The organism is Corynebacterium crudilactis, from assembly GCF_001643015.1.
GTDB classification, from domain to species: Bacteria; Actinomycetota; Actinomycetes; order Mycobacteriales; family Mycobacteriaceae; genus Corynebacterium; species Corynebacterium crudilactis.
This window is the reverse complement of record NZ_CP015622.1, coordinates 2,450,773-2,476,968: the sequence shown is the minus strand read 5'-3', so window position 1 is coordinate 2,476,968 and position 26,196 is coordinate 2,450,773. Positions and strand designations below refer to the sequence as shown.

The 26,196-nt window shown below is 50.4% G+C and carries 10 protein-coding genes and 6 rRNA genes; 11 read left to right on the top strand and 5 right to left on the bottom strand.

The features are described 5' to 3' along the window. Positions 1-35: 35 nt before the first annotated feature. Positions 36-608 carry a cob(I)yrinic acid a,c-diamide adenosyltransferase gene (locus ccrud_RS11510; protein ID WP_066567798.1) on the bottom strand — a complete coding sequence of 191 codons (573 nt, stop codon included), beginning with the start codon at positions 606-608 and terminating at the stop codon, positions 36-38. A 60-nt stretch (positions 609-668) separates the two neighbouring features. Between ccrud_RS11510 and murA the strand changes: the two genes are divergently transcribed. The 5 genes from murA to ccrud_RS11485 all read left to right on the top strand — a co-directional run bounded on the left by murA (position 669) and on the right by ccrud_RS11485 (position 10,004). Then, the gene (murA, locus tag ccrud_RS11505; protein ID WP_066567796.1) at positions 669-1,925 is read left to right on the top strand and encodes a UDP-N-acetylglucosamine 1-carboxyvinyltransferase; all 1,257 of its coding nucleotides are present in this window, start codon (positions 669-671) and stop codon (positions 1,923-1,925) included. Positions 1,926-2,552: 627 nt separating this feature from the next. Further along, positions 2,553-4,075, top strand: a 16S ribosomal RNA gene (locus ccrud_RS11500). A 405-nt stretch (positions 4,076-4,480) separates the two neighbouring features. Next, positions 4,481-7,558 (top strand): 23S ribosomal RNA (locus ccrud_RS11495). A gap of 129 nt (positions 7,559-7,687) precedes the next feature. Continuing rightward, positions 7,688-7,804 (top strand): 5S ribosomal RNA (gene rrf, locus ccrud_RS11490). Together the 16S, 23S and 5S rRNA genes form the textbook arrangement of a ribosomal RNA operon. Before the next feature lie 748 nt (positions 7,805-8,552). Then, the gene (locus ccrud_RS11485; protein ID WP_066567795.1) at positions 8,553-10,004 is read left to right on the top strand and encodes an MFS transporter; all 1,452 of its coding nucleotides are present in this window, start codon (positions 8,553-8,555) and stop codon (positions 10,002-10,004) included. Between the two features lie 283 nt (positions 10,005-10,287). On the opposite strand, the gene ccrud_RS11480 is transcribed toward ccrud_RS11485, so the two are convergent. From ccrud_RS11480 to ccrud_RS11465, 4 genes are read right to left on the bottom strand one after another with little or no spacing between them, the layout of a single operon-like run. Next, the gene (locus ccrud_RS11480) at positions 10,288-11,136 is read right to left on the bottom strand and encodes a sugar phosphate isomerase/epimerase family protein (protein WP_066567794.1); all 849 of its coding nucleotides are present in this window, start codon (positions 11,134-11,136) and stop codon (positions 10,288-10,290) included. After that, positions 11,136-12,299: a Gfo/Idh/MocA family protein gene (locus tag ccrud_RS11475; RefSeq protein ID WP_066567788.1), complete on the bottom strand. Its 1,164-nt coding sequence runs from the start codon at positions 12,297-12,299 to the stop codon at positions 11,136-11,138. The genes ccrud_RS11480 and ccrud_RS11475 overlap by 1 nt, the downstream gene beginning before the upstream one ends. Before the next feature lie 9 nt (positions 12,300-12,308). Next, positions 12,309-13,337 (bottom strand): Gfo/Idh/MocA family protein, encoded by a 1,029-nt coding sequence (locus tag ccrud_RS11470; RefSeq protein ID WP_066567786.1) that lies wholly within the window; start codon positions 13,335-13,337, stop codon positions 12,309-12,311. 14 nt (positions 13,338-13,351) lie between these two features. Continuing rightward, positions 13,352-14,194 (bottom strand): sugar phosphate isomerase/epimerase family protein, encoded by an 843-nt coding sequence (locus ccrud_RS11465; protein WP_066567785.1) that lies wholly within the window; start codon positions 14,192-14,194, stop codon positions 13,352-13,354. A gap of 830 nt (positions 14,195-15,024) precedes the next feature. Between ccrud_RS11465 and ccrud_RS11460 the strand changes: the two genes are divergently transcribed. The 6 genes from ccrud_RS11460 (at position 15,025) to ccrud_RS11435 (ending at position 26,177) form a co-directional block, all read left to right on the top strand. After that, a 16S ribosomal RNA gene (locus tag ccrud_RS11460) occupies positions 15,025-16,547 on the top strand. A gap of 405 nt (positions 16,548-16,952) precedes the next feature. Beyond that, positions 16,953-20,030 (top strand): 23S ribosomal RNA (locus ccrud_RS11455). Positions 20,031-20,159: 129 nt separating this feature from the next. After that, positions 20,160-20,276: ribosomal RNA gene (gene rrf, locus ccrud_RS11450) — 5S ribosomal RNA — on the top strand. A gap of 830 nt (positions 20,277-21,106) precedes the next feature. Then, the gene (locus ccrud_RS11445) at positions 21,107-21,964 is read left to right on the top strand and encodes an ABC transporter ATP-binding protein (RefSeq protein ID WP_066567783.1); all 858 of its coding nucleotides are present in this window, start codon (positions 21,107-21,109) and stop codon (positions 21,962-21,964) included. Continuing rightward, on the top strand, positions 21,961-24,510 hold the full coding sequence (locus tag ccrud_RS11440) for an ABC transporter permease (protein ID WP_066567779.1): 2,550 nt from the start codon (positions 21,961-21,963) through the stop codon (positions 24,508-24,510). The genes ccrud_RS11445 and ccrud_RS11440 overlap by 4 nt, the downstream gene beginning before the upstream one ends. Positions 24,511-24,788: 278 nt before the next feature. Then, complete coding sequence (locus ccrud_RS11435) at positions 24,789-26,177, top strand: dicarboxylate/amino acid:cation symporter (RefSeq protein ID WP_066567771.1); 1,389 nt, start codon at positions 24,789-24,791, stop codon at positions 26,175-26,177. The last annotated feature ends 19 nt before the right edge of the window (positions 26,178-26,196 follow it).

Below are 26,196 nucleotides of genomic sequence, written 5' to 3'. Positions count from 1 at the left end.
ACCCTGCACCGAAACATTTCGGTGCAGGGTGGTTTTTATCGCTGACCGCCAGGAACCCATTTCACATCATCGCCATTATTGGCGACGCGTGAAAGGATAAAGAGCAGATCACTAAGTCGATTTAAGTACTGAGCCGGCAACGTAGAGGTGGTGTTCGGAAATTCTCGGACCGCCACCCACGCTGCGCGCTCCGCGCGCCTGGTGACCACTCTCGCGGTATGTAACAGTGCTGCTGCGGGAGCTCCGCCCGGCAGGATGAAGGAGTCCAGTGCTGGTACATCCTCGTTCCATCTATCGCATTCCTTTTCCAGTCGTTCGATGTACTCCGGCAAAACGCGAAGTGGGGGATATTTTGGGTTTTCTTCGATCGGTGTGGCTAGATCAGCACCGACATCAAAAAGATCATTTTGAATTGAGCGCAACACTGTTGCCATATCTTCACTTGGATTGCCCAAGGCTAGCACCTGACCCAGAGCGCAATTCGCTTCATCTGAATCTGCATAAGCAATCAATCGGGGATCATCTTTTGAAACGCGCTCAAAATTAGAGAGTCCGGTGGTCCCATCGTCCCCGGTTCGCGTGTAGATCTTTGTTAAATGAACGGCCATAACCACAGACTTTAGCGCTCGTTACGCACCGAGGTGGTGAACACGGTTAAGGTGGGGCACGTGAAAGACAAGTTTTTAGTCACTGGTGGAGCTCGACTACAGGGCGCTGTAAAAGTCGATGGAGCAAAAAATAGCGTATTGAAGCTGATGGCAGCAGCACTTCTCGTTGAGGGCACAACAACGCTGACCAACTGCCCCGAAATTCTCGATGTCCCGCTTATGCGTGATGTTCTGGTGGGTCTTGGCTGCGAAGTAACGATTGACGGTCCAACTGTCATCATTAACACCCCAGCAGAACTCAGTTCTAATGCGGACTTCCCAGCTGTCACCCAATTCCGTGCATCTGTGTGTGTTTTGGGTCCTCTGACTGCACGTTGTGGCAGAGCAGTGGTTTCTTTGCCTGGTGGAGATGCCATTGGTTCCCGTCCATTGGATATGCATCAAAGTGGTCTGGAGAAGCTCGGCGCTACCACTCGAATTTCCCACGGAGCCGTTGTTGCTGAAGCTGACCATCTCATCGGCGCGAATATCACCCTAGACTTCCCATCTGTTGGTGCAACCGAAAATATCCTTACTGCTTCAGTAATGGCAGAGGGGCGCACTGTCTTAGATAATGCTGCTCGCGAACCTGAAATTGTGGATCTTTGCCGCATGCTGCGTTCCATGGGTGCGAAAATCGAAGGCGAAGGTAGCCCAACGATCACCATCGATGGAGTGGAAAAGCTCACTCCGACTTCCCATGAAGTAATTGGTGACCGCATTGTTGCAGGAACCTGGGCCTACGCAGCAGCCATGACTGGCGGAGATATTACTGTCGGCGGAATTGCGCCAAAGTACCTGCACCTTCCACTTGAAAAGCTCAAGATTGCTGGAGCGAAAGTGGAGTCCTATGAAAACGGCTTCCGCGTACAGATGGATAAGCAACCTGAGGCAACGGATTACCAAACTCTGCCTTTCCCAGGCTTTCCTACTGACTTGCAGCCAATGGCTATTGGGATCAACGCAGTAGCAAACGGCACCTCTGTTATTACAGAGAATGTTTTTGAATCCCGATTCCGCTTTGTTGATGAAATGCTTCGTCTTGGGGCGGATGCCAATGTAGATGGACACCATGTTGTGATTCGAGGAATTGAACAACTCTCTTCTACATCGGTGTGGTCTTCAGATATTCGTGCAGGAGCTGGGCTGGTGCTTGCTGCACTGTGTGCTGATGGAGTTACTGAAGTGCATGACGTCTTCCATATTGATCGCGGATACCCCAATTTCGTGGAAAACCTACAGAAGCTTGGTGCCACCATTGAAAGAGTTTCTTCTTAAATTTTAAATATTAACCAGCCTGCCCCCAGTGAAACAGTCGTTGAACTGGGGGTTTGTGCTTGTTGAAGGTGCTGTGTAGATTTATTCGAGTCAGCGCAACGGGCCGGGCTTTAGAGCTTCGGGTGAACGAGTGTTGAAAGACTTCTGAAAAGTTTTCGAGGATGTAACGCAAGTTGCTTTCTGGTTAACGATGAGGGTAAAGTCGATCAAGCTGCCAACAAGACATGAACTCCTAAACAGAGGTTATGCACTTGGGGTGTGCGTATGTTGTTTGAGAACTCAATAGTGTGCCATTTATTTTATTTGTCACTACAACCGGAAACAGTGTTTTTGGTTGTGGGTCATGCCGGGTGGTGGATTGCCAATTGTATCCATCACTGTAAATAAAGCATAGTCATCATTTCGGTGGTGGGTGTGTAAATTTTGTTGGCATGATTATTTTTTGTGGGTCTTCTTGTTCCCCGTCAAGGGAAGAGGCCCATATATCTTCCATGCCCACGTTGTGGGTGTGGGTAATCATTAATTTTTTGATGAAATGTCAGCTACAACTAGTCGCACTGTGTGTGGGTGGTTGTTGTTGTTTTTTGTCAGGTTTGGGCTTTTCACGGCCTAAAAATGTTTTTCATTTTTGTGGAGAGTTTGATCCTGGCTCAGGACGAACGCTGGCGGCGTGCTTAACACATGCAAGTCGAACGCTGAAACTGGAGCTTGCTTCGGTGGATGAGTGGCGAACGGGTGAGTAACACGTGGGTGATCTGCCCTGCACTTTGGGATAAGCCTGGGAAACTGGGTCTAATACCGAATATTCACATCTTCGTAGGGAAGGTGTGGAAAGCTTTTGCGGTGTGGGATGAGCCTGCGGCCTATCAGCTTGTTGGTGGGGTAATGGCCTACCAAGGCGTCGACGGGTAGCCGGCCTGAGAGGGTGTACGGCCACATTGGGACTGAGACACGGCCCAGACTCCTACGGGAGGCAGCAGTGGGGAATCTTGCACAATGGGCGAAAGCCTGATGCAGCGACGCCGCGTGGGGGATGAAGGCCTTCGGGTTGTAAACTCCTTTCGCTAGGGACGAAGATGTATTTTGACGGTACCTGGAGAAGAAGCACCGGCTAACTACGTGCCAGCAGCCGCGGTAATACGTAGGGTGCGAGCGTTGTCCGGAATTACTGGGCGTAAAGAGCTCGTAGGTGGTTTGTCACGTCGTCTGTGAAATCCCGAGGCTTAACTTCGGGCGTGCAGGCGATACGGGCATAACTTGAGTGCTGTAGGGGAGACTGGAATTCCTGGTGTAGCGGTGAAATGCGCAGATATCAGGAGGAACACCAATGGCGAAGGCAGGTCTCTGGGCAGTAACTGACGCTGAGGAGCGAAAGCATGGGTAGCGAACAGGATTAGATACCCTGGTAGTCCATGCCGTAAACGGTGGGCGCTAGGTGTAGGGGACTTCCACGTCTTCTGTGCCGCAGCTAACGCATTAAGCGCCCCGCCTGGGGAGTACGGCCGCAAGGCTAAAACTCAAAGGAATTGACGGGGGCCCGCACAAGCGGCGGAGCATGTGGATTAATTCGATGCAACGCGAAGAACCTTACCTGGGCTTGACATGGACCGGATCGGCGTAGAGATACGTTTTCCCTTGTGGTCGGTTCACAGGTGGTGCATGGTTGTCGTCAGCTCGTGTCGTGAGATGTTGGGTTAAGTCCCGCAACGAGCGCAACCCTTGTCTTATGTTGCCAGCACGTTATGGTGGGTACTCATGAGAGACTGCCGGGGTTAACTCGGAGGAAGGTGGGGATGACGTCAAATCATCATGCCCCTTATGTCCAGGGCTTCACACATGCTACAATGGTCGGTACAGCGAGTTGCCACACCGTAAGGTGGAGCTAATCTCTTAAAGCCGGCCTCAGTTCGGATTGGGGTCTGCAACTCGACCCCATGAAGTCGGAGTCGCTAGTAATCGCAGATCAGCAACGCTGCGGTGAATACGTTCCCGGGCCTTGTACACACCGCCCGTCACGTCATGAAAGTTGGTAACACCCGAAGCCAGTGGCCCAACCCTTGTGGGGGGAGCTGTCGAAGGTGGGATCGGCGATTGGGACGAAGTCGTAACAAGGTAGCCGTACCGGAAGGTGCGGCTGGATCACCTCCTTTCTAAGGAGCTTTATTAACCACCGGCAACACTGTGTGTTGTGTGTGTGGTTGTTGGTGTTGGAACCCGTTCGTGGTTGCCATCAACACACTATTAATCGGGTGGAGATGACCCCTAGGGTGACAAAAGCTAAGACAACAGAGTTTTAGGTAATAGGTGGCATGCTGTTGGGTGTCTGGAATGACATCGCAAACATTACGGTAAGTAGTGTGTGTGGGTTGTTTCTACATCGAATACGATCAGCAAGAAATATGAGATACACAGTGTGTATTGATGTTTGTTGGTGGTGGTGTTGTGTTGTGTGAGAACTGTATAGTGGACGCGAGCATCTTTATTTTTTTGTTTTTTTGTTGTGTAACCGAACGCGCCAATCGCACTGTGTGTGGTTGGTAGTTTTTTGTGTTGTGTGTGTTGTTTTTTAGGGCACACGGTGGATGCCTTGGCATATCAAGCCGATGAAGGACGTGAGAGGCTGCGTTATGCCTCGGGGAGCTGCCAACTAAGCGTTGATCCGAGGATGTCCGAATGGGGAAACCCAGCTGCAGTAATGTGTGGTTACCTGCTGGTGAATATATAGCCAGTGTGGAGGTTTACACGGGGAAGTGAAACATCTCAGTACCCGTAGGAGAAGAAAACAATTGTGATTCCGTTAGTAGTGGCGAGCGAACGTGGATGATGGCTAAAACTTATGTGTGTGATACCCGGCAGGGGTTGCATGTAGGTGGTTGTGGGGCAATGGCGTTAACATTCTGCCGGATGTTGGCATGTGCTGCGTGATTAGTGGAAGTGGTGTGGAAACGCCTACCGGAGTAGGTGAGAGTCCTGTACACGAAGATCATGGTGGTGTGTGTGGTTGTTGATACCCCGAGTAGCAGCGGGCTCGTGGAATCTGCTGTGAATTAGCCGGGACCACCCGGTAAGCCTGAATACTTGATATGACCGATAGCGGATTAGTACCGTGAGGGAATGGTGAAAAGTACCCCGGGAGGGGAGTGAAATAGTACCTGAAACCGTGTGCTAACAAACCGTCAGAGCATCCTTGTGGTGTGATGGCGTGCCTTTTGAAGAATGAGCCTGCGAGTCAGCGGCATGTCGCGAGGTTAACCCGTGTGGGGTAGCCGTAGGGAAACCGAATCCTAACTAGGGTGAATTAGTGGCATGTCTTGGACCCGAAGCGGAGTGATCTACCCATGGCCAGTGTGAAGCAGCTGTAAGAGGTTGTGGAGGCGCGAACCCACTTAGGTTGAAAACTGAGGGGATGAGTTGTGGGTAGGGGTGAAAGGCCAATCAAACTCCGTGATAGCTGGTTCTCCCCGAAATGCATTTAGGTGCAGCGTCGTGTGTTTCTTGCCGGAGGTAGAGCTACTGGATGGTTTAGCGGGACTACAATCTTAGCGACATCAGCCAAACTCCGAATGCCGGTAAGTTAGAGCACGGCAGTGAGACTGCGGGGGATAAGCTTCGTAGTCGAGAGGGAAACAGCCCAGATCGCCGGCTAAGGCCCCTAAGGGTGTGCTAAGTGGAAAAGGAGGTGGGGTCGCGAAGACAGCCAGGAGGTTGGCTTAGAAGCAGCCATCCTTGAAAGAGTGCGTAATAGCTCACTGGTCGAGTGATTCCGCGCCGACAATGTAGTGGGGCTTAAGTACACCGCCGAAGCCGCGGCAATGATCTTTTTGAAGATTGTTGGGTAGGGGAGCGTCGTGCACGCGTTGAAGCAGTCTGGTGACGGGGTGTGGAGTGTGTGCGAGTGAGAATGCAGGCATGAGTAACGATTGATACGTGAGAAACGTATCCGCCGGATGACTAAGGGTTCCTGGGTCAAGTTAATCTTCCCAGGGTGAGTCGGGGCCTAAGGCGAGGCCGACAGGCGTAGTCGATGGATAACGGGTTGATATTCCCGTACCCGAGTATTGGCGACCATGGTGAATCAGTGATACTAACCGCCCATAAGCACCCATAGATGATCTTTGATTGTCGTGGTGTGTGGTTGCGTGGGACCTGATCTGGTAGTAGCTAAGTGATGGGGTGACGCAGTGAGGTAGCTTGGCCACTTATTGGATTGTGGTGTAAGCGTGTGGCACGACTGGTTGGTAAATCCGCCGGTTTTTTGTGTGAGGCGTGATGCGGAGCCCTTCGTGGGTGAAGTGAGTGATCCTGTACTGTCGAGAAAAGCCTCTAGCGATGTTGATATTCGGCCCGTACCCTAAACCGACACAGGTAGTCAGGTAGAGAATACTAAGGCGTTCGGGTGAACTGTGGTTAAGGAACTCGGCAAAATGCCCCCGTAACTTCGGGAGAAGGGGGGCCATGATATGTGAACAACTTTTCGTTGGGAGCGTGTTGTGGTCGCAGAGAATAGAGGGAAGCGACTGTTTACTAAAAACACAGGTCCGTGCGAAGACGTTTAAGTTGATGTATACGGACTGACGCCTGCCCGGTGCTGGAAGGTTAAGAGGACCGGTTAGCCGTAAGGCGAAGCTGAGAATTTAAGCCCCAGTAAACGGCGGTGGTAACTATAACCATCCTAAGGTAGCGAAATTCCTTGTCGGGTAAGTTCCGACCTGCACGAATGGCGTAACGACTTCCCTGCTGTCTCAACCACAGGCCCGGTGAAATTGCAGTACGAGTAAAGATGCTCGTTACGCGCGGCAGGACGAAAAGACCCCGGGACCTTCACTATAGCTTGGTATTGGTGTTTGATTCGGTTTGTGTAGGATAGGTGGGAGACTGTGATCATGTGACGCTAGTTGTGTGTGAGTCGTTGGTGAAATACCACTCTGATCGGATTGAATGTCTAACCTTGGCCCATGATCTGGGTTGGGGACAGTGCCTGGTGGGTAGTTTAACTGGGGCGGTTGCCTCCCAAAATGTAACGGAGGCGCCCAAAGGTTTCCTCAGCTTGGTTGGTAATCAGGTGGTGAGTGTAAGTGCACAAGGGAGCTTGACTGTGAGAGTGACAGCTCGAGCAGGGACGAAAGTCGGGACTAGTGATCCGGCACCAACTTGTGGTTGTGGTGTCGCTCAACGGATAAAAGGTACCCCGGGGATAACAGGCTGATCTTCCCCAAGAGTCCATATCGACGGGATGGTTTGGCACCTCGATGTCGGCTCGTCGCATCCTGGGGCTGGAGTAGGTCCCAAGGGTTGGGCTGTTCGCCCATTAAAGCGGCACGCGAGCTGGGTTTAGAACGTCGTGAGACAGTTCGGTCTCTATCCGCCGCGCGCGTTGAAACTTGAAGGAAGGCTGTCCCTAGTACGAGAGGACCGGGACGGACGTACCTCTGGTGTGCCAGTTGTTCCGCCAGGAGCAGGGCTGGTTGGCTACGTACGGAAGGGATAACCGCTGAAAGCATCTAAGCGGGAAGCCTGTTTCGAGATGAGGTTTCTTTTGAGGTTCCCTAGAGATTATGGGGTTGATAGGCCAGATCTGGAAGCACTGTAAGGTGTGGAGGTGACTGGTACTAATTTACCGATAACAACACCCACAACACGATTAGTGTGTGGTGTAACGCAACGTAACAAAGAGCAAATGAATATAAGCTCGCGTCCATTATGCAGTATCTGACACAACACAACCAACCTTATTGGTTGGTGTTTGGTGTGACACAAGGTGTGTCGGTGGTGATAGTAGCAGGGAAACGCCCGGTCCCATTTCGAACCCGGAAGCTAAGCCTGGTTACGCTGATGGTACTGCACTCGGGAGGGTGTGGGAGAGTAGGTTACCGCCGACCTAAAACTTAAAAAGATAGGAGAGATCCTCACTAACCTATGGGTTAGTGAGGATCTTTTCTTTGTTGTTATCTATGGGTAAGCGAGTGGGGGTATCACCTGTAACGGGTGGTGCTCCCACTCGCTTTTTTATTTCTAGGGGATAGCACAGACAGCTCCTTGTAGCTCAGCTGCCAGGAGCTGTCTGGTGTGTAGAAATTCTAAGAGGAGTGTAGCTAGTTGACCCCACAAATTATGTGGGGTCAACTAGCTACACTCCTCTTTTTTTGCGCTTAGTAGGTTATGCGAACTGTGTAGGTATTGATGAGCAAGCCCAGCGTGGCCTGCTAGCCGGCAACGGCGGTGAAATCACTGATTGGAGAAGCCGGGCGTCGAGAAGCTCTATTTTGTGGCTGAATCGACGTCAAACAGTTGTCTTACAACCCAATTTTTACAGTGATCCAGGTCGTGGAAAGCAATAGATTCCTTACCCCCATATTTTACTGACAGCTACTTAGTAGTTCTGTGAAGTGTGTGAATATAGGGATAATGTCCAGGTTATCTGTGCAGGTGTCGTGGCTGGAGAATATCTACACATTAGCCCTAGAGAATGAGATCTTCATTGCAACCTTAAATCATTGAACAACTCACTACCCCACCATGATGTGGGCTAGTTAACATTGGCATGTGATTGATAGTATGTATCACCAATGCGTGGTTGAATTCATTTCAACGCAACCTGTTCAGTTTCTGCTCAAATTGGAGACACTCATGACCAACACAATTGGTGCTTCGGCGGCTAAGACCATCGAACGTGATGTTCGTCCATTCGGCTTTCGTGACAAGCTTGGATATATGTTTGGTGATTTCGGAAACGACTTCACCTTTATTCTTCAGTCCACTTTCTTCATGTTGTTCTATACCAATGTTGTCGGCATTCACCCTGGCCACGTAGGTACGCTTTTGCTTGTTGCGCGAATTTTCGATGCCTTCACTGATGTGATCATGGGTATTATCGTGGACCGTTTCCCTAACGCTAAGGCTGGTTTTAAATTCAAGCGTTGGGTTAAGTGGATCGCGATTCCTGTAGCGATTGCATCTGCGCTGATGTACATGTCATTTGTTGCTGACTTTGAGTCTTACACAGCCAAGGTCGTCTGGATGACTGCTACATATTTCCTCTGGGGTTCATTTTGCTACAGCGCCATTAATATTCCTTACGGCTCAATGGCTTCAGTTATCTCCACCAATCCTGATGACCGTTCGCATCTCTCTGCATGGCGTTCCACTGGAGCTAACCTGGCGAACATCGTTATCTCCACTGCTTTGCCGCTTATTGTTTATGTCACCAACGAAGCTGGAGTCTCTATCATTTCCGGCGATCGTATGATGTGGTCTGCAGTAGTGTGCTCTATCTTGGCAGTCTTTTGCTATGCAGGTCTGTACCTTCTTGTGGAAGAGCGCGTTGTTGAGAATGCAGATGCGCCAAAGGAGAGGGTTGGACTTGGCAAGATGCTTGGTACTGTGTTGAGTAACCGTGCACTGTTGGCTTTGATTGTTGCCGCTCTGATTTTGCTGCTTGCTTTCATGTATGTCGGTGGCATGCTTGGTTATCTCTTCTTGGAGTACTTCCGGGATGGTCGCCTCCAATCTCCAGCTTCATTCCTTGCTTTGGTGCCATCGCTGGTCTTGATTGTTTTGTCCCCATGGTTGGCGAAGAAGTTCGGTAAAGCTGAAGTTGGTATTACTGTTACTTTCCTTGGTGGCCTTATCTTCTTGGCGGCATATTTCTTGAAGATTGAAAGCGCAGCGGTGTGGATTGGTTTCTACGCTGTCGCAATGTTCTGTGTCAACGTGTTCAACTTCCTTGTCTGGGCTTTTATTACTGATGTCATTGACTATCAGGAAGTTCGTACCGGACACCGTGATGATGGAACTGTTTATGCGGTCTACTCATGGGCTCGTAAGCTCGGCCAGGCGATTGCTGGTTTCTTGATCGGTGCGTCTCTCGCCTGGGTTGGATTTGATTCTGCTATTGCATCGCAGGGGCTCCCGCAGTCTGAAAGTGCCGTCAATGGCGTGTACTTCCTGGCGAATGTCATTCCAGGTGTTGGTCTGATCCTCGTGTCCTTGTCACTGTTTTTCCTTTATCCACTAAAGAAGAAGATGGTTGAGGAAAATGTGGCAATTCTTGCTTCTCGACGCGAAGCTGTAGAGCTCTAACCCTTTAGTCATATAACGTCATCTGACGAAACTCCGTTGTTGCTTGGTCTGAAGCAACAAGGGAGTTTTGAGTTTTATGAAAGAGTCACAGGGCAGAACAGACTGCGGGATACCAAAGAAGCCCTGAGCTGATGGTTTGGTGAAAACCAACCACAATCGACTGCGCTGATAAATGTATTGGGCGAAGGGCAGCAGGAGAGGGGCGTCGAAAAGCAAAAATCTTTTAGGCATGAGAAAAGGGAAGCAGTTACGGTGACTGCTTCCCTTTTTTAAGGATTACAAATTACCAGCCGATTGAGGTGAGGTATTCACGGGAATCCTTGATGCAATCGAAAGGATCGCGGCCGTAGGTCATGTCCTGTTCGATGAAGAAGAACTCGGCGCCAGCAGCTTCAGATGCTGGAAGGAGCTCCGGCCAGTTCATGTTTCCTTGGCCAACTTCAGCAAATTCTACGATATTAACGAACTTCTCGTAGCCCTTCATGAAGTCTCCAGCAGTGAATAGTTCCATTGCTTCCGCAGGGAGCTCAGTGACACGGAAGTCCTTGACGTGGATGAGCTTGCAGACGCCGGCGTATTCTTTAAGCATGTCTAGAGGTGCCATTCCGCCACGCTGAACCCAGTGGAGATCTACTTCAAAGTAAAGCGATGGAGCTACACGTCGGACGATATCGAAGATGCGCTCATTGCCGAATTTATGCAGGTCAACGTGGTGGTTGTGGTAGCACAAAGTGATGCCCTCTGCAGCTAAACGTGCCGCGTATGGTTCAACCTGTGCCGCCCAAGTTTCAGTGGCTTCCTTGGATGTCATAGCTTGGAAAGGCATCATACCGATGCGCGTGTACTTGACATCCAGACGCTTACAATCAGCCACGATCTTATCGAAATCATCTTCCAAGTTATCTGTGCCAGGTGCTGCAGATGGCCCAAATGCTACAGACAGCGCGCCAACCTCAATGTTTAATTCAGAGATAGCACGCTCAAGAGCAGCCACGTTCTCTTCATTCATAGGAATCTGAGAAACCTCAACGGAAGCTATGTTGAGTTCTTTGAGTTTTTCCAAGACTGGGTACATGCCGAGTTCGGCAACCTGATCTTTAAGCATCATCATTTGTACGCCGATATTAGCCATTAGTTACGCTCCTCAAACTTTCCTTCACCCTTGATGCGCTTGTTGAGCTCTTCAAGGTAAGTTTCTTCATCAAAATTGACCAGATCAACTTCCTGCCCGGTCCAGGAAGAGAGGTGGATGCCATTTGCCAGCTGGACGCCGTTGATACCGTCACTTCCGGGTGCAAGAAGCTCTTCTTCACCATTGACGGCTGCCGCGAAGTTGCGCATAACTTCACAGTGCTGATTGCCCCATACAGATTCGTATTCCTTGGTTTCAACAGAGACGTACTGCGTCATATCAAGCTGGCCGGTGAACAGCTTCTTTACATCTTCCATATCCATGTCCTTGGACAGAACTTCTTCGTTTTCCACAAGGCGGGAGATGGTGACCTTCTGAGAATCATCAACGACGATCTTGCCCTTGTCGCAGAGGATTTCTAGGCGATCGGTGCCGATTATATCGTGGGTGCAGGTGATGAATGCGCCAGATGCGCCATCAGCGAAGGAGACCAGTGCGTGGACTTCATCTTCTACAGCAATATCGCGGCGGAAACCATAAGCGTTGCGTGCGAATACTTTTTCCGGAGTGCCACAGATCCATTGCCATAGGTCAAGCTGGTGAGGAGCTTGGTTGACCAGAACGCCGCCACCTTCACCACCCCAAGTTGCACGCCAATCAGACTGGTTGTAGTAACCCTGTGGGCGCCACCACGTTGTGATGATCCAGGAAGTATGGCGCAGTTTACCCATCTCTCCGGAATCCATGATGCTTTTGAGATCTTTGTAGAGCTGGTTGGTGCGCTGGTTGAAGAAAACACCAAATTTAAGCTCTGGCTTGGTCTTGGCGAACTGGATGAGTTCATTTGCCTGCTTGGTGTACACACCAACTGGCTTTTCTACCAGGGCATGGATGTTGTTCTCCAGGGCGAAGATGCCCATTTCAGGGTGTAGGTAGTGAGGCACGGTGGTGACAACCGCATCAACATCACCAGAAGTGATCATGTCCTTGTAATCGGAATAGAATGGAACACCGTAGCTCTCGGCTGCTTCCTTCTTCTCTGGAAGGATGTCACAGATTGCGCCGATTTCCATATTGTTCACGCGACCTTCACTAAGGAAGTTTGCGTACATTCCACCTTCGGCACCGAGGCCGATGATTCCTAGACGAATTTTCTTGCTCATGGTTGCTCCTTATATGTTTCGAGAATTGGTATGAGATGTTTTTTGAGATGAGGAATAGATTGATTTAGCGATGTTCAGCGCTGCCATTGCTTCATGCGGGCCAATCCAAAATGGTTCTGGGGTATCCAGCTGTTCGTAGAAGTCCCTGATGAGTAGCTCGTGGCTTACTCCCCAGTAACTTCTGCCTTCGGTTTCTTGGGTGCGTTCTTCGAAGCGTTCGACTTTGCCATCATTCCAATTCACGGTGAGGCCATCACGGAGCTCGACTAATGCGTTTTCACAATCAAGTTCAATTTCAACGTGGCGGTGCCGAGAATTAGTGAGTGTTCCGTAGAAACTGGTGTGTAGACCTGATTCGTGGCCGATATATGCATGTGCGGTGTCTTCGACATCAATGACATTTGCATATTTATCAGTGGAGACAGTGCCCTTGACCTCGGTCGCGCGTCCTAAGAACCACTGCAAGAGATCAAGAGTGTGGATCGCCTGGTTCATGAGTAATCCACCGCCGGAACGATCTTGTTGGCCGCGCCATGGCTTTTGTGTGTAGTAGCCCGGAGTGCGAGTCCACACCACAGAGGCATATGTGCCATTAATGGCACCAAGGTCTCCGGAATCTAACAGGCGACGTAGCTCTTGGGAAGAGACGTTGTAGCGATTCTGGTAGCACACTGCAATTTTGGGGCCGTTGGGATTAGCATCCAAATAATCAATGAGACGCTGTGCTTCGTGTAGCTCATTGGCCAGAGGCTTTTCCAGGATTACATGCACACCGTGGCGAAGTGCTTCAAGCGCTAAGTCAATGTGTTGATCATGTGGGGTAGTGACGTGTAAAACATCAATCTTTTCTTTAGCGAAAAGCGCGGTTAGTGTGCCGTAAGCCTTGACCCCCGTGTGGGAAGCAAATGCTTCAGCGATTTCTATATCTTTATCAACCACTGCAACGAAGGTAATTCCCAGATCTGACCCCAAGGCCTCCAAGGCTTCTGCATGCACGGTTGCGACATCGCCACAACCTACTAGCGCAGCATTTATCATAATTATTTAAGTCCTTAATTAAAGTCTGCACTGAGGGTGTTCAAAATATCAGTGAGCGCGTCATGAGCGCTGCTCCAGAGCTCAGGACCGCAAAGACCACCGAATTCATCAAAATCACCTAAATGAGGCTCGATGGAAACAAACCCGTTGTAGCCAGCAGCGTGGAGTGCTGCAAGTAGTTCGGGGTATTGGCCATCACCTTGGCCTGCCGGCTTGATGATTCCAATAGGATTTTCCTGATCGGGGATGGTGGCATCCTTGATATGGACATAATCCACATAGTCTTTCACGATTGGCCAAGCCTCATTAAAAGGCTGGAAACCAGTCTGCACATAATTGGCAGCATCGTAGATGGCGCGGTAATTCGGGGAGTCGATGCTCGTGATCAGATCTTTTACCCGCTGAGGAGAGTCACCGTAGATTCCTTTTTCATTTTCATGGAGAAGAGTGATGCCGCCAGCTTCCGCGAGTTCAACCATCGCGAGAGTGCGTGAAAGGACTTCATCGCGGTACTTATCTGGATTTTCATCTTCTGCGATAAAGAAGGAGAACATGCGGATATATTTTGTGCCGAAGAATTGAGCTACTTCGACTCCGTGGCGTGCACGTTCCAGATGATCTTCAAAAGGATCAGTGATATTAATCTTGCCGAGATCGGAACCGACTGCAGAAAGAGAAATGCCTGCAGCATCTAGTTTGGATTTTGCTTCGGTGAGCTGTTCTTCAGAAAGGTCGAGAACTTTGGTTCCCCAAGCACTGCGGAATTCCACGTGATTGATCTTCAATTTGGATAACAAAGAAATTTGTTCATCGAGATCATGGGCGATCTCATCTGCAAATCCTGTAATAGTAAACAAGGCACCCTCAATTACTGTGATGCAGGTATGTGACTTTAAGATCTTGCGCTACACATCACTTTACAGATGAAAATGCAGGATTGGTAGGATCATTAAATACATCCCCCTAAAGATCACACCTAAAGCATTGCGCTTTTCGACGCCCCGTTGCTTCCTTTCGTGCAACCACTGCCGGGGAGTGTTCCGTCCGCAGGAGTTGAGGCAATGCCCGTGTGGCGGGCATTCATCTTCGATAAATGTGTCTTGAGCTCACGTTTTGCTGTTCTGAGAGCGGGTGTGTAGATTTATTCGAGTCAGCGCAACGGGCCGGGCTTTAGAGCTTCGGGTGAACGAGTGTTGAAAGACTTCTGAAAAGTTTTCGAGGATGTAACGCAAGTTGCTTTCTGGTTAACGATGAGGGTAAAGTCGATCAAGCTGCCAACAAGACATGAACTCCTAAACAGAGGTTATGCACTTGGGGTGTGCGTATGTTGTTTGAGAACTCAATAGTGTGCCATTTATTTTATTTGTCACTACAACCGGAAACAGTGTTTTTGGTTGTGGGTCATGCCGGGTGGTGGATTGCCAATTGTATCCATCACTGTAAATAAAGCATAGTCATCATTTCGGTGGTGGGTGTGTAAATTTTGTTGGCATGATTATTTTTTGTGGGTCTTCTTGTTCCCCGTCAAGGGAAGAGGCCCATATATCTTCCATGCCCACGTTGTGGGTGTGGGTAATCATTAATTTTTTGATGAAATGTCAGCTACAACTAGTCGCACTGTGTGTGGGTGGTTGTTGTTGTTTTTTGTCAGGTTTGGGCTTTTCACGGCCTAAAAATGTTTTTCATTTTTGTGGAGAGTTTGATCCTGGCTCAGGACGAACGCTGGCGGCGTGCTTAACACATGCAAGTCGAACGCTGAAACTGGAGCTTGCTTCGGTGGATGAGTGGCGAACGGGTGAGTAACACGTGGGTGATCTGCCCTGCACTTTGGGATAAGCCTGGGAAACTGGGTCTAATACCGAATATTCACATCTTCGTAGGGAAGGTGTGGAAAGCTTTTGCGGTGTGGGATGAGCCTGCGGCCTATCAGCTTGTTGGTGGGGTAATGGCCTACCAAGGCGTCGACGGGTAGCCGGCCTGAGAGGGTGTACGGCCACATTGGGACTGAGACACGGCCCAGACTCCTACGGGAGGCAGCAGTGGGGAATCTTGCACAATGGGCGAAAGCCTGATGCAGCGACGCCGCGTGGGGGATGAAGGCCTTCGGGTTGTAAACTCCTTTCGCTAGGGACGAAGATGTATTTTGACGGTACCTGGAGAAGAAGCACCGGCTAACTACGTGCCAGCAGCCGCGGTAATACGTAGGGTGCGAGCGTTGTCCGGAATTACTGGGCGTAAAGAGCTCGTAGGTGGTTTGTCACGTCGTCTGTGAAATCCCGAGGCTTAACTTCGGGCGTGCAGGCGATACGGGCATAACTTGAGTGCTGTAGGGGAGACTGGAATTCCTGGTGTAGCGGTGAAATGCGCAGATATCAGGAGGAACACCAATGGCGAAGGCAGGTCTCTGGGCAGTAACTGACGCTGAGGAGCGAAAGCATGGGTAGCGAACAGGATTAGATACCCTGGTAGTCCATGCCGTAAACGGTGGGCGCTAGGTGTAGGGGACTTCCACGTCTTCTGTGCCGCAGCTAACGCATTAAGCGCCCCGCCTGGGGAGTACGGCCGCAAGGCTAAAACTCAAAGGAATTGACGGGGGCCCGCACAAGCGGCGGAGCATGTGGATTAATTCGATGCAACGCGAAGAACCTTACCTGGGCTTGACATGGACCGGATCGGCGTAGAGATACGTTTTCCCTTGTGGTCGGTTCACAGGTGGTGCATGGTTGTCGTCAGCTCGTGTCGTGAGATGTTGGGTTAAGTCCCGCAACGAGCGCAACCCTTGTCTTATGTTGCCAGCACGTTATGGTGGGTACTCATGAGAGACTGCCGGGGTTAACTCGGAGGAAGGTGGGGATGACGTCAAATCATCATGCCCCTTATGTCCAGGGCTTCACACATGCTACAATGGTCGGTACAGCGAGTTGCCACACCGTAAGGTGGAGCTAATCTCTTAAAGCCGGCCTCAGTTCGGATTGGGGTCTGCAACTCGACCCCATGAAGTCGGAGTCGCTAGTAATCGCAGATCAGCAACGCTGCGGTGAATACGTTCCCGGGCCTTGTACACACCGCCCGTCACGTCATGAAAGTTGGTAACACCCGAAGCCAGTGGCCCAACCCTTGTGGGGGGAGCTGTCGAAGGTGGGATCGGCGATTGGGACGAAGTCGTAACAAGGTAGCCGTACCGGAAGGTGCGGCTGGATCACCTCCTTTCTAAGGAGCTTTATTAACCACCGGCAACACTGTGTGTTGTGTGTGTGGTTGTTGGTGTTGGAACCCGTTCGTGGTTGCCATCAACACACTATTAATCGGGTGGAGATGACCCCTAGGGTGACAAAAGCTAAGACAACAGAGTTTTAGGTAATAGGTGGCATGCTGTTGGGTGTCTGGAATGACATCGCAAACATTACGGTAAGTAGTGTGTGTGGGTTGTTTCTACATCGAATACGATCAGCAAGAAATATGAGATACACAGTGTGTATTGATGTTTGTTGGTGGTGGTGTTGTGTTGTGTGAGAACTGTATAGTGGACGCGAGCATCTTTATTTTTTTGTTTTTTTGTTGTGTAACCGAACGCGCCAATCGCACTGTGTGTGGTTGGTAGTTTTTTGTGTTGTGTGTGTTGTTTTTTAGGGCACACGGTGGATGCCTTGGCATATCAAGCCGATGAAGGACGTGAGAGGCTGCGTTATGCCTCGGGGAGCTGCCAACTAAGCGTTGATCCGAGGATGTCCGAATGGGGAAACCCAGCTGCAGTAATGTGTGGTTACCTGCTGGTGAATATATAGCCAGTGTGGAGGTTTACACGGGGAAGTGAAACATCTCAGTACCCGTAGGAGAAGAAAACAATTGTGATTCCGTTAGTAGTGGCGAGCGAACGTGGATGATGGCTAAAACTTATGTGTGTGATACCCGGCAGGGGTTGCATGTAGGTGGTTGTGGGGCAATGGCGTTAACATTCTGCCGGATGTTGGCATGTGCTGCGTGATTAGTGGAAGTGGTGTGGAAACGCCTACCGGAGTAGGTGAGAGTCCTGTACACGAAGATCATGGTGGTGTGTGTGGTTGTTGATACCCCGAGTAGCAGCGGGCTCGTGGAATCTGCTGTGAATTAGCCGGGACCACCCGGTAAGCCTGAATACTTGATATGACCGATAGCGGATTAGTACCGTGAGGGAATGGTGAAAAGTACCCCGGGAGGGGAGTGAAATAGTACCTGAAACCGTGTGCTAACAAACCGTCAGAGCATCCTTGTGGTGTGATGGCGTGCCTTTTGAAGAATGAGCCTGCGAGTCAGCGGCATGTCGCGAGGTTAACCCGTGTGGGGTAGCCGTAGGGAAACCGAATCCTAACTAGGGTGAATTAGTGGCATGTCTTGGACCCGAAGCGGAGTGATCTACCCATGGCCAGTGTGAAGCAGCTGTAAGAGGTTGTGGAGGCGCGAACCCACTTAGGTTGAAAACTGAGGGGATGAGTTGTGGGTAGGGGTGAAAGGCCAATCAAACTCCGTGATAGCTGGTTCTCCCCGAAATGCATTTAGGTGCAGCGTCGTGTGTTTCTTGCCGGAGGTAGAGCTACTGGATGGTTTAGCGGGACTACAATCTTAGCGACATCAGCCAAACTCCGAATGCCGGTAAGTTAGAGCACGGCAGTGAGACTGCGGGGGATAAGCTTCGTAGTCGAGAGGGAAACAGCCCAGATCGCCGGCTAAGGCCCCTAAGGGTGTGCTAAGTGGAAAAGGAGGTGGGGTCGCGAAGACAGCCAGGAGGTTGGCTTAGAAGCAGCCATCCTTGAAAGAGTGCGTAATAGCTCACTGGTCGAGTGATTCCGCGCCGACAATGTAGTGGGGCTTAAGTACACCGCCGAAGCCGCGGCAATGATCTTTTTGAAGATTGTTGGGTAGGGGAGCGTCGTGCACGCGTTGAAGCAGTCTGGTGACGGGGTGTGGAGTGTGTGCGAGTGAGAATGCAGGCATGAGTAACGATTGATACGTGAGAAACGTATCCGCCGGATGACTAAGGGTTCCTGGGTCAAGTTAATCTTCCCAGGGTGAGTCGGGGCCTAAGGCGAGGCCGACAGGCGTAGTCGATGGATAACGGGTTGATATTCCCGTACCCGAGTATTGGCGACCATGGTGAATCAGTGATACTAACCGCCCATAAGCACCCATAGATGATCTTTGATTGTCGTGGTGTGTGGTTGCGTGGGACCTGATCTGGTAGTAGCTAAGTGATGGGGTGACGCAGTGAGGTAGCTTGGCCACTTATTGGATTGTGGTGTAAGCGTGTGGCACGACTGGTTGGTAAATCCGCCGGTTTTTTGTGTGAGGCGTGATGCGGAGCCCTTCGTGGGTGAAGTGAGTGATCCTGTACTGTCGAGAAAAGCCTCTAGCGATGTTGATATTCGGCCCGTACCCTAAACCGACACAGGTAGTCAGGTAGAGAATACTAAGGCGTTCGGGTGAACTGTGGTTAAGGAACTCGGCAAAATGCCCCCGTAACTTCGGGAGAAGGGGGGCCATGATATGTGAACAACTTTTCGTTGGGAGCGTGTTGTGGTCGCAGAGAATAGAGGGAAGCGACTGTTTACTAAAAACACAGGTCCGTGCGAAGACGTTTAAGTTGATGTATACGGACTGACGCCTGCCCGGTGCTGGAAGGTTAAGAGGACCGGTTAGCCGTAAGGCGAAGCTGAGAATTTAAGCCCCAGTAAACGGCGGTGGTAACTATAACCATCCTAAGGTAGCGAAATTCCTTGTCGGGTAAGTTCCGACCTGCACGAATGGCGTAACGACTTCCCTGCTGTCTCAACCACAGGCCCGGTGAAATTGCAGTACGAGTAAAGATGCTCGTTACGCGCGGCAGGACGAAAAGACCCCGGGACCTTCACTATAGCTTGGTATTGGTGTTTGATTCGGTTTGTGTAGGATAGGTGGGAGACTGTGATCATGTGACGCTAGTTGTGTGTGAGTCGTTGGTGAAATACCACTCTGATCGGATTGAATGTCTAACCTTGGCCCATGATCTGGGTTGGGGACAGTGCCTGGTGGGTAGTTTAACTGGGGCGGTTGCCTCCCAAAATGTAACGGAGGCGCCCAAAGGTTTCCTCAGCTTGGTTGGTAATCAGGTGGTGAGTGTAAGTGCACAAGGGAGCTTGACTGTGAGAGTGACAGCTCGAGCAGGGACGAAAGTCGGGACTAGTGATCCGGCACCAACTTGTGGTTGTGGTGTCGCTCAACGGATAAAAGGTACCCCGGGGATAACAGGCTGATCTTCCCCAAGAGTCCATATCGACGGGATGGTTTGGCACCTCGATGTCGGCTCGTCGCATCCTGGGGCTGGAGTAGGTCCCAAGGGTTGGGCTGTTCGCCCATTAAAGCGGCACGCGAGCTGGGTTTAGAACGTCGTGAGACAGTTCGGTCTCTATCCGCCGCGCGCGTTGAAACTTGAAGGAAGGCTGTCCCTAGTACGAGAGGACCGGGACGGACGTACCTCTGGTGTGCCAGTTGTTCCGCCAGGAGCAGGGCTGGTTGGCTACGTACGGAAGGGATAACCGCTGAAAGCATCTAAGCGGGAAGCCTGTTTCGAGATGAGGTTTCTTTTGAGGTTCCCTAGAGATTATGGGGTTGATAGGCCAGATCTGGAAGCACTGTAAGGTGTGGAGGTGACTGGTACTAATTTACCGATAACAACACCCACAACACGATTAGTGTGTGGTGTAACGCAACGTAACAAAGAGCAAATGAATATAAGCTCGCGTCCATTATGCAGTATCTGACACAACACAACCAACCTTATTGGTTGGTGTTTGGTGTGACACAAGGTGTGTCGGTGGTGATAGTAGCAGGGAAACGCCCGGTCCCATTTCGAACCCGGAAGCTAAGCCTGGTTACGCTGATGGTACTGCACTCGGGAGGGTGTGGGAGAGTAGGTTACCGCCGACCTAAAACTTAAAAAGATAGGAGAGATCCTCACTAACCTATGGGTTAGTGAGGATCTTTTCTTTGTGTGTTCTTTCGAGCATGTTAGGAGGGGTGGGTAAGACCAACAGTTGTTGTTGGTCTTACCCACCCCTCTTTTTGCTTTTATAGGTTAAGAAACAAAGAGCTTTCATAAAAGTAACGCCTGCCAAAACCTGGCAGGCGTTATTCGGTATTTTACTTGGAGCGGTTAGGAACAGTATAGATAAGAGCTATAACTATGACTCCCAGCGCCAGTGTGACCCAATAAGGCAAATTCGCAACGACTGTGATCATCATGGCAACAGCCCCAATGGTAGCTAAAATTTTATTACGCACTGCGTCTTCTTCTGCATTTAATGTGTTCTGTTAGCCAAAAAGTTGGTCAATAATAAAATCACATTTATATGCGCTCTAATGATTACAGGGGTATTCCCAAACACAGTAATGCACTCGGGAAAGTGTGGGAGAGCAAGTTTCAACCGACCTAAAACTTAAAGGAGATCCGAATCGTCCGCAGGTCAGTGAGGATCTTTTCTTGTATCTACGTGTTGGATGTAGAGACCCGAAAACAATTCAAGAGGGAGGAGCGAACCACCACTATATGTGGTGGTTCGCTCCTCCCTCTTTTTATTGCACCCACAAAAGAGCCTCAACTGAGTATTTTTAGTGATCTCAGCATGGTTTTTATATTTGGGGGACTTCCCTGATTCTTATGACCTTTCACTCCGGTACATTGGCAGGAGTACCTGGGCTGCTTTTATTGCTTGGCAGTCTGTAATGTCGATATTGAATTAAGGAAAGCATCGTAGTTCATGAGTAATCCTGCCGCGAGCACACCTGCCAACAACTCGGATGATCTGGCGAAGAAGAATTGGGATTCTTCTTTTACTCCAGCAACTGAGATTGATTCCACCGATTCTGTAAAAAACAGGATGGGTGAAGCTGCTGCCCGTGCAGTGAATCTTTATAAGGCTTATGGCCAAGGCGATACCACTGTGACAGCATTGGATCACGTCAATGTGGAATTTGAGAAGAATAAGTTCACTGCGATCATGGGTCCTTCAGGCTCTGGTAAGTCTACGTTGATGCACTGCATGGCGGGGCTGGATGCTGCGACTGGTGGCTCGACGTTTATTGGTGATACAGATCTTTCTGTATTGAAAGATAAAGAGATGACCTCTTTGCGCCGTGATCGTCTAGGATTTATCTTCCAGTCATTCAACTTGGTGCCAACTTTGACGGCATCGGAAAATATTACACTTCCAACTGATATTGCTGGTCGAAAGATTGATCAGTCTTGGTTTGATGAGATCACTTCACGTCTGGGTCTTACTGATCGTCTGAAGCACCGTCCGGCAGAACTCTCCGGTGGACAGCAACAGCGTGTTGCATGTGCGCGTGCGCTTGTTTCTCGCCCGGAGATCATTTTCGGTGATGAACCGACCGGTAACTTGGATTCCAATTCTTCTAAGGAAGTACTGGATATTCTTCGTACTGCAGTTGATCAGGATGATCAGACTGTAGTGATTGTTACGCACGATGCGAAGGCCGCTTCTTATGCGGATCGTGTTATTTTCTTGGCGGATGGTCGCATTGTTAATCAGCTGTTTGATCCAACTATCGAGGAGATTCTAGCGACGATGAACGGAATTGAGGATATCGCCTCATGAATTCCGGTTCTACAATGCGCAGGATCAGCCTGCGCAATATTGGCGCGCATAAGATCAGGCTGTTCCTTACAGTCCTGGCAGTAGTGCTCGGCACCTCGTTTGTTTCTGGTGCCATGATGTTTACTAATGCGCTGTCTTCTACCTTCGATGAGGCTATTTCTAATAGCCTCGATGGTGTTGACGTGGTCGTGTCTGCAAGCTCCGAATCGGATGTGCAGGGCGTTCCTGTTGACACTGTGGCATCGCTGCGTGAAGATTCTCGCATCAGCGCCCTCAACATTAATGCTTCTCAGTCCGTTGTCCTGGCAGATTCTGATGCCAAGGCGATTCAAACCACTGGGGGCTCGTCGATAAGCATTTATTACAGCCCTGATGACGCGGTGGCTCAGCCACTCGAGCTAGTTGATGGGGAAGCTCCAACTGGCACCGAGCAGGTGCTGGCTTCGCAGGCTGGCGCTGAGGCCAAGGGCATCGGCGTGGGCGATGAGATTCTCGTCGTGGATTCCAGTGGCCGCTACAACGTTACGGTCACCGGACTAACTACTACTGACAACGATTCTGGCTCTGCGCTGAATCTACAGATGTCGGAATCCGGCTACCTGGAACGCTATACCGACGGGGTTACCGTTCCCGGCGTCACGCTGTCAGCTGCAGAGGGCACCACGCCGCAGGAGCTTGTCGACGCACTCTCCGTGGAGCTTGGCTCAAACTTTAATGTTGAAACCGGCGAAGCTTTAGTCGAACAAGTTACCGGCATGATTAAAGAAATGCTGAGCTTTGTGCAGTATTTCCTTGTCGCCTTCGGACTCATCGCATTGCTGGTGGGCACGTTTATCATTGCGAATACTTTCTCGATGATTGTTGCTCAGCGTATGCGTGAATTCGCATTGCTGCGTGCTTTGGGTGCAGCTCCAGGACAGATCACACGGTCTGTGGTGCTGGAAGCAAGCATCGTGGGTCTCTTTGGTTCCGCGCTTGGTGTGCTCGGTGGAATGGGCCTTGTTGCTATTATTTCCGCGGTGCTCAACAGCTTCGGTATGCCAATGGGATCCAGCGTTGGACTGACCCCAAGTGCCGTGATTACCGCACTTGTACTCGGTACTATTGTCACGGTGATCAGCGCGTGGGCACCTGCTCGTCGTGCCGGTGAAGTGAAGCCTGTGGAAGCTATGCGCAACATGGAAACTACTACTGTGCGCTCCATGATGGGACGAACCGTTACTGGTGGCATTGTCCTAGCCCTCGGCATCATATTAGCTGTTGCTGGTGCATTGATGACAGATTCTTCTACCGGTCTACGTTCAGTTCTTGTCGGAATCGGTGCGTTGTTTGTTGTCGTCGGTACCTTCTTCTTCTCGCCAGCGTTGTCCATGCCAGTTGTCGGTGGTTTGGGTAAGATCCTGGGCGCTCCATTCGGCAGTGTCGGCAGCCTGGCTGCAACTAACTCCAAGCGCAATCCTCGTCGTACTGCAACAACCGCTTTTGCGCTGACTTTGGGTATTGCTCTGGTCACCGCTATCGGCATGCTTTCTGCAACGATGAAAGATGCTGTCTCTGAGATGATGGAGGAGCAGTACACCGCTGATTACATCTTGCAGGGACCTACAGATGGTTCTATCACTATGCCGAAGGATGCGGACGATGTTGTCCGTGAAACTGATGGCGTTGCAGATGTGGTGACGGTTTCGTTGAATGGGGCTTCCGTTGATGGTCAAGCTACGTACGGTTCAGTAACATTTGTTGCGGATGGTGACCTAGGAACCGTTATTAGCACAGAGTCTATTGAAGGTTCACTGGATCTGAGCGAACCTGGTGTTGTTACTACCCAGACGTTTGCTGATGAACAGGGCTGGAAGGTTGGTGATTCCTTGCCTCTTGAAGCTGCCGGACAATCCGTCGGTGAAGTTGAACTGATCGGTACTTTCACAGGTAATGACGCCGTAGGAAGTATGATCATTTCTGAGAGCTCACTTGCAGATACTCCAGTAGCAGATCAAGCTATTCCACAAATGATGTTGGTCAAGGGTGAAGATGGTAGCGACCAGGAAGAGCTTCGCAGCAATATTGAAGAAGCAGTAGCTGATTATATTGTCATCTCAGTTAAGACCTCGACTGAGTACGCAGGCGAGACCGTAGCCATGATCGACGTGATGATGAATATCCTCTATGCATTGCTTGCACTGTCTGTCATCGTTGCTGTCATCGGCATTATCAATACTTTGGCACTCAATGTGATTGAGCGTCGTCAAGAGATCGGTATGCTGCGTGCAGTTGGCGTAAAGCGCGGTCAGATTCGTACCATGATCACGCTTGAATCCGTACAAATTGCCATCTATGGTGCGGTGATCGGTATTGCAATTGGCCTTGGCTTAGGCTGGGCATTTGTCACTGTCATGTCTGGCGAGGGGCTGGATGCAGCAGTCTCTGTGCCGTGGGGGCAGGTTGCTCTGATGCTGGTTGGCTCGGCAGTGGTTGGCGTTATCGCAGCACTATGGCCAGCAGTCAAGGCCTCGAAGACTCCACCTTTGGATGCGATTACTGACTAGTTTTTAGCAGAGATGCAATTGTGAAAAGGGCTTTCCGGGAAGTTTTCCTGGAAAGCCCTTTTTCTGTGTCTGGAATCTATTTTGCTATGCCAGACTAGACCAGAAAGTCTAATGTATAACATCTCATTTAGCTGCACTTATAAAGAGTTTTTAGACTAATCTGTCTATGAATAATAGACAGGAATGGTTAATTTGGTCACACTAATGCAATAAACGACAGCCTGGAGCGTTACAGTTAATGAATTCAATTCAACTGTTCAATTCAAGGAGTGCTACACATGGCTACTGCCACTGCACAGAAAGGCCGTTTAGGCCTTCCCGGCTGGATGACCGGGTTTGGTGCTCAGGTTATCGCTGGCCTCATTATTGGCCTGATCCTCGGTCTTATTGCCCGTGGAATGGACACCGGAGCTGCCGAAGGTGAAACCAGCTGGCTCACCGGTCTGCTGAGTGGAGTTGGCTCTGCTTATGTTTCTCTGCTCAAGGTCATGGTCCCACCATTGGTGTTCGCTGCAGTTGTCACCAGTGTGGCAAAGCTGCGTGAAGTAGCCAACGCTGCTCGCCTGGCAGTATCTACTTTGGTGTGGTTTGCCATTACTGCGTTTTTCTCTGTGCTTGCAGGTATTGCTGTCGCATTGATCATGCAACCGGGCGTGGGCTCTACCGTAGATGCTTCCAACGCTGCTGACCCTTCCCGAGTGGGTAGCTGGATGGGCTTTATCCAATCAATTATTCCAAGCAATATCTTGGGTCTTTCTGGTTCTTATAGCGAGAGCTCTGGTGTGAACCTCTCCTTCAATGTGCTGCAGATTTTGGTTATCTCCATCGCCATTGGTGTGGCAGCTCTGAAGGCCGGGAAATCTGCTGAGCCTTTCTTGAAGTTCACCGAGTCCTTCCTCAAGATCATCCAGATCATTTTGTGGTGGATTATTCGTCTGGCTCCGATTGGTTCTGCAGCCTTGATCGGTAAGGCAGTATCCACCTATGGTTGGTCCGCACTTGGATCCTTAGGCAAATTCGTACTGGCCATCTACGTTGGTCTTGCCATTGTTATGTTTGTCATTTACCCAATCGTGCTGAAGATCAACGGCATTCCAGTTTTGGGCTTCTTTAAGCGCGTCTGGCCTGTGACCAGCTTGGGTTTTGTTACTCGTTCTTCCATGGGCGTTATGCCAGTGACCCAGCGTGTTACTGAGCAGTCCTTGGGTGTGCCAAGTGCGTATGCATCATTTGCCATTCCATTGGGCGCAACCAGCAAGATGGATGGTTGCGCGGCAGTGTACCCAGCTGTAGCGGCTATTTTCGTTGCGCAATTCTACGGCATTGACCTGACTCTGATGGATTATGTCCTGATCATGATTGTGTCCGTGCTGGGCTCTGCAGCAACTGCTGGCACTACCGGTGCGACAGTCATGCTGACCTTGACTCTGTCCACTTTAGGGCTGCCACTTGCAGGTGTTGGCTTGCTGCTGGCTATTGAACCAATCATTGATATGGGCCGTACCGCAACCAATGTGACTGGACAGGCTCTGGTTCCTGCAATCGTGGCTAAACGCGAAGGAATCCTGGATCAAGAAGTCTGGGATGCTGCTGAAAAGGGTGGTGCTGCAGTAGATAAAGCAACTGTGGAGTCCACCGAAGAGCAGGTTGTAGAAGTACGTAGCTAGAACCTCATCTTTAAAAAGC

What these genes read in the sequence shown, in the direction of transcription:
- ccrud_RS11480 (WP_066567794.1), bottom strand. Translation starts at nt 11,136, where the DNA reads ATGGCTAATATCGGCGTACAAATGATGATGCTTAAAGATCAGGTTGCC.
- ccrud_RS11485 (WP_066567795.1), top strand. Translation starts at nt 8,553, where the DNA reads ATGACCAACACAATTGGTGCTTCGGCGGCTAAGACCATCGAACGTGAT.
- ccrud_RS11510 (WP_066567798.1), bottom strand. Translation starts at nt 608, where the DNA reads ATGGCCGTTCATTTAACAAAGATCTACACGCGAACCGGGGACGATGGG.
- ccrud_RS11440 (WP_066567779.1), top strand. Translation starts at nt 21,961, where the DNA reads ATGAATTCCGGTTCTACAATGCGCAGGATCAGCCTGCGCAATATTGGC.
- ccrud_RS11435 (WP_066567771.1), top strand. Translation starts at nt 24,789, where the DNA reads ATGGCTACTGCCACTGCACAGAAAGGCCGTTTAGGCCTTCCCGGCTGG.
- ccrud_RS11475 (WP_066567788.1), bottom strand. Translation starts at nt 12,299, where the DNA reads ATGAGCAAGAAAATTCGTCTAGGAATCATCGGCCTCGGTGCCGAAGGT.
- ccrud_RS11445 (WP_066567783.1), top strand. Translation starts at nt 21,107, where the DNA reads ATGAGTAATCCTGCCGCGAGCACACCTGCCAACAACTCGGATGATCTG.
- ccrud_RS11470 (WP_066567786.1), bottom strand. Translation starts at nt 13,337, where the DNA reads ATGATAAATGCTGCGCTAGTAGGTTGTGGCGATGTCGCAACCGTGCAT.